Genomic DNA, 11,768 nt, shown 5'->3' on the forward strand with positions numbered 1-11,768 from the left:
CTCTCCCCGAAGGGGAGAGGGAAGAGGCGCTGCTATTTGTTGAGCAGAGCCAGAACTTCTTCAACGCTTTCAGTTTGTGCCAGGCGCTCGATGACGGACTCATCATCCAGCGCGTTGGTCAGGCTGGTAATCACCTGAATATGCTCGTTGTTGCGAGCGGCGATACCAATCACCAGACGGGCGATGTCGTCCTCTTCTTCACCGAAGCGCACGCCGTCAGGATACTGACAGAACACCACGCCGGTTTTCAGCACACGGTCTTTCGCTTCAACCGTACCGTGCGGAACCGCGATGGATTCACCCAGGTAGGTTGGCGTCAGTTTTTCACGTTCCAGCATCGCGTCAACGTATTCTGGCTGAACGTAGCCGCCCTTTACCAGCTGTTCACCGGCAAAGCGAATCGCCTCTTCTTTGGTGCTCGCGGTACGGCCGAGGAAGATGTTCTCCGCGCCCAGCTTAAACAGGTGAGCGTTGCTCTCGTCAAAACTGTCCTGCAGGCTGGTGCGCACTTTCACTTCGTTGTCTTCGTGGCGCTGCGCGGCAACCAGACGTTCGGTCAGGCTGGTGTACAGGCCGCTGTCCAGGAAGTTGGTCAGCGAGATGTGCTGTGCCTGCGGTACCTGACGCATAGCGCGCTCGGTCAGATCGCGGTGCGTGATGACCAGGTCAACGTCCGGCGGCAGGTTGTTAATCGCGCTGTTGGTCACAGAGATATTGGTCAAACCCGCATCCTGCACTTTCTTACGCAGCACGCCGGCACCCATTGCGCTGGAACCCATACCGGCGTCGCAGGCAACGATGATTTTACGCACGTGGCTCAGGTCGTTAGAAACATCGCCAGCCGCCAGTGGGGTTGCACCTTTGGATTCGGCTTTCATGTCGTGCATACGACGGGTTGCCGCTTCGATATCGTCGTCTTCTTTCACCTTGCTGGTTTTCAGCAGGATAGAAGAGACCACAAAGGAGACCGCCATCGCCGCACAGATCGCCGCGATGTTCGCGAAGTACGCGCCTTTCGGCGTCATCGCCAGCACCGCCAGGATAGAGCCTGGAGAAGCAGGGGAGACCAGACCGCCGCCCAGCACGCTCAGGGTGAACACACCAGTCATACCGCCGAGGATAACGGCCAGGATCAGACGTGGGTTCATCAGCACGTACGGGAAGTAAATTTCGTGGATACCGCCCAGGAAGTGGATGATAGCCGCGCCGCCAGCAGACTGCTTCGCGCTGCCGCGACCAAAGAACATGTACGCCAGCAGAACGCCCATACCTGGACCCGGGTTCGCTTCAATCAGGAAGAAGATGGACTTGCCGAGATCGTGAGACTGCTGAATACCCAGCGGCGAGAAGATACCGTGGTTAATGGCGTTGTTCAGGAACAGGATTTTCGCCGGTTCAACGAAGATAGACGCCAGCGGCAGCATGTCGTGCGCCACCATGAAGTTAACGCCCGCCGCCAGCAGTTTGGACAGCACTTCAACAGCCGGACCAATGCCGAGGAACGCCAGAATCGCGAGGATCATCCCGATGATGCCCGCAGAGAAGTTGTTCACCAGCATTTCGAAGCCGGACTTGATCTTGCCATCAACCCAGACGTCGAATTTCTTAATCGCCCAGCCGCCCAGAGGACCGGCAATCATTGCACCGAGGAACATCGGCATATCCGCACCGACGATCACGCCCATGGTTGTGATGGCACCCACGACGCCACCACGGTCACCGCCCACCAGACGACCACCGGTATAACCGATGAGCAGCGGCAGGAGATAGGTAATCATTGGGCCAACAAGTTTCGCCAGCGTTTCGTTAGGCAACCACCCTGTCGGAATGAACAATGCGGTGATAATACCCCACGCGATAAACGCGCCGATATTTGGCATCACCATGTTGCTGAGGAAACGACCAAAGCTTTGAACTTTGATCTTGAAATCGGATGACATAAAACACCCCTTCTTCTGTTTACGCTTAGGCTTGCGGCCCGAGGTTTATTGTTAATGAGGCGGCAGAGGTAGCCGGACCCTGTTCTGATGCTGTGAAATCTGGCACTGAATCGTTCAACTGTCCAGATAGCGGAATTTTGTGTGATGCATGTCACGTAAATGTAGGGGGTGTGGCGTTGAATGAAGTGACCTGAGTCACAAAATGGGCGAGTAAAAAAAATACTATGGTGAAAAATAGAGCAAAAACCACCTCTTTATGTGATTGATGTCACATTTTGTCTTTGCGTGTTTGTTTCCGGATTGTGACTGGTTTCACAAAATATTTTTATGCGGATTTCTCCGACTGCGATCGGCGTCAGGACGGCCTCGAGTAACACGGAAAGCTAATAAAACAGTTTACATATGTAGTATGGCGGAAAGTTGAAACCTGAATTACGCTCATAATGTAAGGTTGAGTATATTATTATTCAGGATATATTTTGACACGCTTATAAACTTGCGTGGAGATATTATAAAAACCGATACTCCCCGGCTCTGAAATAATCAGTGTGCCTTTTAAATTTAAAAATAAATTAATTAGGCTGCGTGCTGTTTTATTAATGTAATGAGTTGACGTTGTTTAAGTGAGGAGACTATGTTTCTCAACTATTTTGCGCTGGGCGTGTTGATTTTTGTATTTCTGGTTCTTTTTTACGGAATCATCGCCATCCATGACATCCCCTATAATATGGCTAAAAAGCGTAATCATCCCCATGCCGATGCTATTCATACGGCTGGCTGGATCAGCCTGTTTACGCTCCATGCCATCTGGCCGTTCTTGTGGATTTGGGCCACGCTGTACCGCGAAGATCGCGGCTGGGGCATGCAGAACCACATCACTAAGCCTGATGAGGTTCCGGGGATGGATGCGCTGGCCAAACGCGTGGCCGAGTTAGAACACAAGCTGGCAGCGGTTCAGCCCTCTGATGATAAAAACACGCTGGAGCGCTAATCATGGATCTGTTGATTATTCTGACCTATGTGGCATTTGCCTGGGCAATCTTTAAAATATTTCGTATTCCGGTAAATCAGTGGACGCTTGCTACCGCGACGTTAGGCGGGGTGTTTATTGTTGCCGGACTCATTCTGCTAATGAACTATAACCATCCGTATACCTTTACGGCGCAAAAAGCGGTAATTTCCATTCCGATTACGCCGCAGGTCACAGGGGTGGTTACTGAAGTGACCGATAAAAATAACCAGCTCATTAAAAAAGGCGAAGTGTTATTTAAACTGGATCCGGGCCGCTATCAGGCGCGCGTCGACAGACTGAAGGCGGACCTGGTGACCGCGACACACAATATCGACACTCTGAAAGCGCAGCTTTCGGAAGCGGTTGCCAATACGACACGCGTCTCCGCTGAGCGCGATCGACTATATAAAGATTATCAGCGCTACCTCAAAGGCAGCCAGGCGAAGGTGAATCCGTTCTCTGAAAGCGATATTGATAACGCGCGGCAGAACTATCTGGCGCAGGATGCCATGGTGAAAGGCTCCGTTGCTGAGCAGACGCAGATTCAAAGCCAGCTGGACAGCATGGTGAACGGCGAGCAGTCGCAGATTGCCTCGTTACGCGCCCAGCTTGCTGAAGCAAAATACAACCTCGATCAGACCGTGGTGCGCGCGCCGAGCAATGGCTATATCACCCAGGTGCTGATTCGTCCGGGAACCTATGCCGCCGCGCTGCCGCTGCGCCCGGTGATGGTCTTCATTCCTGAACAGAAGCGCCAGATTGTGGCCCAGTTCCGTCAGAACTCGCTGCTGCGTCTGAAGCCGGGCGATGAAGCGGAAGTGGTATTTAACGCGCTGCCGGGCCAGGTGTTCACCGGTAAGCTCACCAGCGTTCTGCCGGTAGTGCCGGGCGGGTCGTATCAGGCGCAGGGTGCCTTGCAGGCACTGACCGTTGCGCCGGGTACGGATGGGGTACAGGCGCTGATTGAACTGGAGCCTAACGCCGACGTCGATGCTTTGCCGGACGGTATTTATGCCCAGGTGGCGGTCTATTCGGATCATTTCGCCCACGTCTCGGTGATGCGTAAAGTGCTGCTGCGTATGACCAGCTGGATGCACTACCTCTATCTCGATCACTAATCCTTCCGGGGCGGGAATGCGACACGCATATCTGCCCTTTTTTCATCGCTTGATCCATACTGACTTTTTCCCGGCATCAAGGATCAGGCAATGAAACTCATCGGTAGCTACACCAGTCCCTTCGTGCGAAAAATCTCGATTCTCCTGTTGGAGAAAGGGATTGAATTTGAATTCGTTAATGAACAGCCCTACAACGCCGAAAACGGCGTCGCGCAGTATAACCCGCTGGGGAAAGTTCCGGCGCTGGTGACGGACGAGGGCGAATACTGGTTCGATTCCCCCATTATTGCGGAGTATATCGAACAGCTGGGCATTGCCCCGGCAATGCTGCCGTCTGACCCTAAAGCGGCGCTGGCGGTGAAGCAAATTGAAGCCCTGGCCGACGGCATTATGGATGCAGCACTCACCTCCGTTCGCGAGCAGGCAAGGCCCGCCGCCCAGCAGTCAGAAAGCGAGCTGCTGCGCCAGCGGGAAAAAATCAGCCGCAGTCTGGATATGTGCGAAAAGCTTATCCGGGAGGGCAAGATCCACACCGACAGCCTGGACCTGGCAACCATCGCCATCGCCTGCGCCATCGGCTATCTCAACTTCCGCCGGGTGTCCCCTGGCTGGTGCGTTGACCGTCCGCTGCTGGTGAAACTCGCAGAATCGCTCTTTAGCCGCGAGAGCTTTGCCCGCACCGAACCGCCAAAGGCTTGACGCGGGTTATAACACTTCGGCGTCGGAGGCGGTACAATCCCTCCATATGTTAACTCCCTCTCCCGTCGGGAGGGGGAAGATATTTACTCGCCAGGCGCTTTCATGACTACTCATCATTCGCTGTACAGCCAGATCCCCGCGACCGACCGACTTCTTCGCGAGCCCCGCATTCACGCTGCCGTTGAGCGCTTCGGCCATACCGCGACGGTGGAGATGTTACGTCTGCTTCAGGATGAAGCCCGAGGCCATATCCAGGCCGAAAACGCCTTGCCTGACTGGTGTGCAGCGTGGGGGCAGGAAGTTGAGCATCGGCTGGGTGAGAAGGCGCAAAGCGCGTTACGCCCGGTGGTCAACCTGACGGGGACCGTGCTGCACACCAACCTGGGACGCGCCCAGCAGGCGGAAGAGGCGGTGGCTGCGGTCGTGCAGGCCATGCGCTCGCCGGTGACGCTGGAGTACGATCTGGATGGCGCCGGGCGCGGGCATCGCGATCGCGCGCTGGCGGATCTGCTCTGCCAGCTAACCGGTGCGGAAGATGCCTGCATTGTGAATAACAACGCGGCGGCGGTGCTGCTGATGCTGGCGGCGACCGCGAGCGGCAGAGAGGTGGTGGTGTCCCGCGGCGAGCTGGTGGAGATTGGCGGGGCGTTTCGCATCCCGGACGTGATGCGCCAGGCGGGCTGCACGCTGCATGAAGTGGGTACGACTAACCGTACCCATGCGAAAGATTATCGCGCGGCGGTGAATGAAAACACCGCCCTGCTGATGAAGGTCCACACCAGCAATTATCATATTGAAGGCTTCACCAAAACGGTTGAAGAGGCCGAGCTGGCGGCGATTGGGCGTGAGCTGAATATTCCGGTGATTGCCGATCTCGGCAGCGGTTCGCTGGTGGATCTCAGCCAGTACGGGCTGCCTAAAGAGCCGATGCCGCAAGAGATGATTGCGGCGGGCGTGAGCCTGGTCAGCTTTTCCGGCGACAAACTGCTGGGCGGGCCGCAGGCCGGAATCATCGTCGGCAAGCGCGAGCTGATTGCGCAGCTGCAGCAGCACCCGCTCAAACGCGCCCTGCGGGCCGATAAAATGACCCTTGCCGCGCTGGAGGCGACGCTGCGCCTCTATCTCCACCCGGAGAAACTGGCCGACCGCCTGCCCACGCTGCGCCTGTTAAGCCGGGATGCCGCCTCGATTCGCGCCCAGGCCGAACGGCTGCTGCCGCGCGTTGCCCCGCACTACCCCGATTTTGACGTTCGCATTGAGCCCTGTCAGTCGCAAATTGGCAGCGGTTCGCTGCCGGTGGACAGGCTGCCGAGTCAAGCGCTCACCTTCACCCCGCGTGACGGGCGCGGTAGCCGCCTTGAGGCCCTGTCGTTGCGCTGGCGTAGCCTGCCGACGCCGGTTATCGGACGGATTTACGACGGCCGCATGTGGCTGGATCTGCGCTGCCTTGAAGATGAAGAGCGATTTCTGGAGATGTTGTTGAAATGATTATTGCCACCGCCGGTCACGTCGACCACGGAAAAACCACGTTACTGCAGGCAATTACCGGCATAAACGCCGATCGCCTGCCGGAAGAGAAAAAGCGCGGCATGACCATCGATCTGGGCTATGCCTACTGGCCCCAGCCCGATGGCCGCGTGCTGGGCTTTATTGATGTTCCGGGGCATGAAAAATTTCTTTCCAACATGCTGGCGGGCGTGGGGGGCATCGATCATGCCCTGCTTGTGGTGGCCTGCGATGACGGCGTGATGGCGCAAACCCGTGAGCATCTGGCGATCCTCCAGCTGACAGGCAACCCGCTGCTGACCGTGGCGCTGACGAAAGCCGATCGCGTTGACGACGCGCGCGTCAGCGAGGTGCGCGAAGCGGTGCAGGCGACCTTACGGGAATATGGTTTTGCCGATGCACCGCTTTTTGTCACCGTAGCGACAGAAGGGCGCGGTATCGGCGAACTTCGCCACCATTTGCAGCAGCTTTCGTCGCGAGACCACGCCAGCCATCACCGCTTCCGTCTGGCGATTGACCGGGCGTTTACCGTCAAAGGCGCGGGGCTGGTGGTCACCGGTACGGCGTTAAGCGGTGAAGTGAAGGTGGGCGATAGCCTCTGGCTGACGGGCGTTAATAAACCGATGCGCGTGCGCGGCTTACATGCGCAAAATCAGCCTGCGGAGCACGCCCACGCCGGGCAGCGGATCGCGCTCAACATTGCCGGGGATGCGGAAAAAGAGCAGATTAACCGCGGCGACTGGCTGCTGGCCGACGCCCCGCCCGAGCCGTCTGAACGCGTGATTGTCTCCCTGCAGACAAACGTCCCGCTGACCCAATGGCAGCCGCTGCATATTCACCACGCGGCCAGCCATATCACCGGGCGCGTGTCCCTGCTGGAAAACGATCTTGCCGAACTGGTTTTTGATTCGCCGCTCTGGCTGGCGGATAACGACCGTCTGGTACTGCGGGACATTTCCGCACGGGAAACGCTGGCCGGGGCGCGGGTAGTGACGCTGAAACCGCCGCGACGCGGCAAGCGTAAGCCTGAATACTTGCAATGGTTGGCTGCGCTTGCACAGGCTCAGGATGATAACGCCGCGCTGCGGGTGCATCTTGAACGCGGGGCCGTGAGCCTGAGTGATTTTGCATGGGCACGCCAGCTGAGCGGCGAAGGGTTGCATCAGCTGACCCAACAGCCGGGCTTTATTCAGGCCGGCAACAGCCTGCTTAATGCGCCGGTTGCGGCAGACTGGCAGCGTAAGATCCTGAACACGCTCGCCACTTACCATGAACAGCATCAGGATGAACCCGGTCCTGGTCGTGAGCGCCTGCGACGCATGGCGTTGCCGATGGAAGACGAGGCGCTGGTGCTGCTGCTGATTGAAAACATGCGCGAAAGCGGGGTGATTAAAAGCCATCACGGCTGGCTGCACCTGCCGGATCACAAAGCCGGGTTCACCGCAGAGCAGGAGGCAATCTGGCAAAAAGTGGCCTCGCTGTTTGGCGATGAACCCTGGTGGGTTCGCGATCTGGCGCGTGAAACGAACACCGACGAGCAGATGATGCGGCAGGTATTGCGCCATGCGGCGCAGCAGGGGCTGATAGTCGCGATCGTGAAAGATCGTTATTACCGTAACGATCGCATTGTGGCGTTTGCTAACCTGATCCGCGAACTGGATCAGGCGCGCGGCTCCACCTGCGCAGCCGATTTCCGCGACCGGCTGAACGTTGGCCGCAAGCTGGCGATCCAGATCCTGGAATATTTCAACCGCATCGGTTTTACGCGTCGCCGGGGTAATGACCATCTGCTTCGCGACGCGCAGCTGTTCCCCTGAGCGCTACGTGCGGCGGGAGAGTTTTTGTTTTGCCAGCCATACCGCGCCCAGCCTTCCCGCCTGGTTACCCAGCTCGCAGGGCAGAATGGGCACCTTGAGCGCCTCCCACTCCTCGAATCGCTGCAGGTACTTATCGAGCAGGAGATAGATTTTCTCCTGCTCGCTTACCCCGCCGCCAATCAGCACTGCCTGTGGATCGAACATAGAGATTACGCTGTAAACGCCGCGCGAGAGGCAATGGGCCCACTCCTCAATGGCCTCACGCAGATGCACGTCGCTCTCCATGCGTTTAAACAGCTCCTCGCCGTCAGGCATCTCTTCTTCTGATACGGCCAGCGCGCGGCGGCAGGCTTTCATCAGGCCGCTGGCCGACGCCACGTCATGCATGGGTTCGCCGTTATTACCCACGGGCAGCACGCCAAATTCGCCAGCGCGGTAATGCGACCCGCGATAAAGATCGCCTTCCATCACAATCCCGCCACCGATGCCCGTGCCGATGGTGATGCAGACGAAATGCTCGTAGTCCTTACCCGCGCCCTGCCAGCGCTCGCCCAGCGCCGCACAGTTGGCGTCGTTTTCCACGGTGACGGGAAGATCGGTCAGACCGGCGAAGAGTTCGCACAGGTTTTCGCCGTCGAGATAGTCGAGTGCGCCCGCTTTTGCCGCTTCGCCGCTGTGGTGGTTAATATGGCCGGGAAAGCTCACGCCGATACCGACGATGTCGTGTTCGTCCTGATACGCTTCAACTACCGCTTTCCACTTTTTTTTGAAGGTGTTTTTATCCTCAGGAGTATCGTACTCGTCCGTCGTCAGCTCCTTGCCATTTTCATCAATCACGCCGTGTTTGATGTGGGTTCCGCCTACGTCAAAACCGATAAACAGCTGCATCGCATCGTTCCTCATGAGCCCTTGAGCTGTTAAGTATGGCTCAGTGGCAGAAACGAAACGTAAAGTACGGTAATCCGTGATACGGCTCGTAAACCCGTCACCCACTGGCGAGAAAACCGCCAGCCGGGACTACCCTTGTTGTACACCAACAGCAAGGAGACGGTCATGACAAACAATCCTCCCTCTTCGCGAATCCAGCCCGGCGAGTATGGTTTTCCCCTCAAGCTGAAGCCCCGTTATGACAATTTTATCGGCGGCGACTGGGTGGCCCCCGTCGACGGCGAATACTATTCCAACCTGACGCCCGTTACCGGCCAGCCGCTGTGCGAGATTGCCAGTTCCGGCAAGCGGGATATCGATCTGGCGCTGGATGCAGCGCACAAAGCGAAAGATAAATGGGGCCATACCTCCGTTCAGGAGCGCGCGGCCATTTTGTTCAAAATCGCCGACCGGATGGAGCAGAACCTGGAGCTGCTGGCGACGGCGGAAACCTGGGATAACGGCAAGCCGATCCGGGAAACGATGGCGGCAGACGTGCCGCTGGCTATCGACCACTTCCGCTATTTTGCCTCCTGTATTCGCGCGCAGGAAGGCGGAATAAGCGAGGTAGATAGCGACACCGTGGCGTACCACTTCCACGAGCCGCTGGGTGTCGTCGGGCAAATTATTCCGTGGAACTTCCCGCTGCTGATGGCGAGCTGGAAAATGGCGCCCGCGCTGGCCGCCGGGAACTGCATTGTGCTTAAACCGGCGCGTTTAACCCCGCTCTCTGTCCTGCTGCTGATGGAAATTGTTGCCGATCTTCTGCCGCCGGGGGTGATTAACGTGGTGAACGGCGCGGGCGGTGAGATAGGGGAATATCTGGCCACCTCAAAACGGATCGCTAAAGTGGCGTTTACCGGGTCGACGGAAGTGGGCCAGCAGATTATGCAGTACGCCACGCAAAACATCATTCCGGTGACCCTGGAGCTGGGCGGGAAGTCCCCGAACATCTTCTTCGCGGACGTGATGGAGGAAGAGGACGCTTTCTTCGACAAGGCGCTGGAAGGGTTTGCGCTGTTTGCCTTTAACCAGGGCGAAGTCTGCACCTGCCCAAGCCGCGCGCTGGTGCAGGAGTCCATCTACGAGCGCTTTATGGAGCGGGCCATTCGCCGCGTCGAGTCTATCCGCAGCGGTAACCCGCTCGATAACGTTACGCAGATGGGGGCACAGGTCTCGCATGGCCAGCTGGAGACTATCCTCAACTACATCGATATCGGCAAGAAGGAAGGGGCGGATATCCTGACCGGCGGTCGCCGTAAGGTGCTCGGCGGGGATCTGCAGGAAGGGTATTACCTTGAGCCGACGATCCTGTTCGGGCAGAACAACATGCGCGTCTTCCAGGAGGAGATTTTCGGACCGGTGCTGGCGGTGACTACCTTCAAAACGATGGAGGAGGCGCTGGAGATTGCCAACGACACGCCGTATGGCCTGGGGGCGGGAGTCTGGAGCCGCAACGGCAACCTGGCCTATAAAATGGGCAGAGGCATTCAGGCGGGACGCGTATGGACCAACTGCTACCACGCCTATCCGGCTCACGCGGCATTTGGCGGGTATAAGCAGTCGGGCATCGGGCGTGAAACGCACAAGATGATGCTGGATCATTACCAGCAGACGAAATGTCTGCTTGTCAGCTACTCCGATAAACCGCTGGGGCTATTCTAATCGCCCAGTTCAGGCCGTCCATGGACGGCCTGAGCAATTTGCTGGCGCAGGCAGTTGAGGACACCATCCAGAACATATTGTACGCGCCAGGGCTGATATTCGCGCTTGCGGAAGATGGCGGTCAGATCGAGCCACCACTCTTCCTGATGCGGGAAACAGGGGACCAGCGTGCCTTGCGTTAATTCCTTCTTCAGGCTTTCTTTCGGCGCGAACACAATGCCAAGATTATTTCTTGCCAGCTCCAGGGCCGTCTGGGTATTGTCGCAAATATAGTTTCCGGTTACCCGATAATCATGCACATCATCACTGCCATGCATGCGAAAACGCCAGATGTTGGCGTCGTCGACCAGCATGGAGTCGATCAGAATACAGGAGTGATTAATTAAATCTTCAGGTCCGGTTAAAGGATGTTTATTTAAATATTCCTGGGTTGCGAATGCAGTGACGGAATATTTTGCTAACACGCTGGCGACCAGACTTTCATCTTTTGGCTGAGCATAGGTAATTAAAATATCACAGTCATCCGGGAAGGACACACCTTCTGAATATTCGTTGCGGTCCAGGTTGTAGGTTTTCAGGGAAATACGAATGTCCCCGATGTCCTTTATCTGGTGGATCACGTGGCGCGCGAGATAGGTCACAATGCCCGTTGGGGCGTAAATCGTGACTTTTCCACGCTTTTCATGCTTATAATCGGCAATGAAATTAATAAGTTGCGTGTTTTTGTCCAGCGTGGCGTCGACATAGGGAAGCAACGCCTCACCGAACTGCGTCAGAGCGAGCTGGCGGGTCGTGCGCTCAAAAACCTTAAGCCCAACCCGCGTTTCAAAATCCGAGAGATATTTACTGACGTTGGCCTGCGCCATGCCCAGCAGGGCGGCGGCATCACCAATGCTGTGGGTGGCTGCGATGACGGAGATTATTTTTAACTCGCGTGGCTTTAGCTGTAATTTATTCATCATGCGCACCCATCTATATGGTTTTATATATAATATTATATAAACTGCAGCGTTGCACCGGCAAATTTGTAACCATTATTATTCGCCCCGCTTATTTGGCGTATAAATGGATTACTTCACATGAC

Annotated in this window: 9 protein-coding genes; 6 read left to right on the plus strand and 3 right to left on the minus strand. The window is 56.7% G+C overall.

Annotated features, from left to right (window positions below; genetic code table 11):
• Positions 1-32 precede the first annotated feature (32 nt).
• The gene (locus IM284_RS10545; protein WP_028015047.1) at positions 33-1,940 is read right to left on the minus strand and encodes a PTS mannitol transporter subunit IICBA; all 1,908 of its coding nucleotides are present in this window, start codon (positions 1,938-1,940) and stop codon (positions 33-35) included.
• Positions 1,941-2,574: 634 nt separating this feature from the next.
• Between IM284_RS10545 and IM284_RS10550 the strand changes: the two genes are divergently transcribed.
• The 5 genes from IM284_RS10550 to selB all read left to right on the plus strand — a co-directional run bounded on the left by IM284_RS10550 (position 2,575) and on the right by selB (position 8,092).
• Positions 2,575-2,931, plus strand: a complete 357-nt coding sequence (locus IM284_RS10550) for a DUF3302 domain-containing protein (protein ID WP_028015048.1) — start codon at positions 2,575-2,577, stop codon at positions 2,929-2,931.
• 2 nt (positions 2,932-2,933) lie between these two features.
• Positions 2,934-4,070 carry an HlyD family secretion protein gene (locus tag IM284_RS10555; protein WP_028015049.1) on the plus strand — a complete coding sequence of 379 codons (1,137 nt, stop codon included), beginning with the start codon at positions 2,934-2,936 and terminating at the stop codon, positions 4,068-4,070.
• A gap of 90 nt (positions 4,071-4,160) precedes the next feature.
• Positions 4,161-4,769 carry a glutathione S-transferase gene (locus IM284_RS10560; protein WP_047366931.1) on the plus strand — a complete coding sequence of 203 codons (609 nt, stop codon included), beginning with the start codon at positions 4,161-4,163 and terminating at the stop codon, positions 4,767-4,769.
• 102 nt (positions 4,770-4,871) lie between these two features.
• Positions 4,872-6,257, plus strand: coding sequence for an L-seryl-tRNA(Sec) selenium transferase (gene selA / locus IM284_RS10565; RefSeq protein WP_047366932.1), 1,386 nt, complete (start codon positions 4,872-4,874; stop codon positions 6,255-6,257).
• Positions 6,254-8,092 carry a selenocysteine-specific translation elongation factor gene (selB, locus tag IM284_RS10570; RefSeq protein WP_047366933.1) on the plus strand — a complete coding sequence of 613 codons (1,839 nt, stop codon included), beginning with the start codon at positions 6,254-6,256 and terminating at the stop codon, positions 8,090-8,092. The genes selA and selB overlap by 4 nt, the downstream gene beginning before the upstream one ends.
• A gap of 3 nt (positions 8,093-8,095) precedes the next feature.
• On the opposite strand, the gene IM284_RS10575 is transcribed toward selB, so the two are convergent.
• Positions 8,096-8,980 (minus strand): ROK family protein, encoded by an 885-nt coding sequence (locus IM284_RS10575; protein ID WP_028015053.1) that lies wholly within the window; start codon positions 8,978-8,980, stop codon positions 8,096-8,098.
• A gap of 165 nt (positions 8,981-9,145) precedes the next feature.
• Here IM284_RS10575 and aldB point away from each other — a divergent pair, with 165 nt between their 5' ends.
• Positions 9,146-10,684 (plus strand): aldehyde dehydrogenase AldB, encoded by a 1,539-nt coding sequence (gene aldB, locus IM284_RS10580; protein ID WP_047366934.1) that lies wholly within the window; start codon positions 9,146-9,148, stop codon positions 10,682-10,684.
• On the opposite strand, the gene IM284_RS10585 is transcribed toward aldB, so the two are convergent.
• Positions 10,681-11,646 carry a LysR family transcriptional regulator gene (locus tag IM284_RS10585; RefSeq protein WP_059357123.1) on the minus strand — a complete coding sequence of 322 codons (966 nt, stop codon included), beginning with the start codon at positions 11,644-11,646 and terminating at the stop codon, positions 10,681-10,683. The two genes, aldB and IM284_RS10585, sit on opposite strands and share 4 nt — an antisense overlap.
• Positions 11,647-11,768: the final 122 nt, after the last annotated feature.

It is taken from the genome of Enterobacter cloacae complex sp. P12RS, assembly GCF_014895875.1.
GTDB lineage: Bacteria > Pseudomonadota > Gammaproteobacteria > Enterobacterales > Enterobacteriaceae > Enterobacter > Enterobacter bugandensis.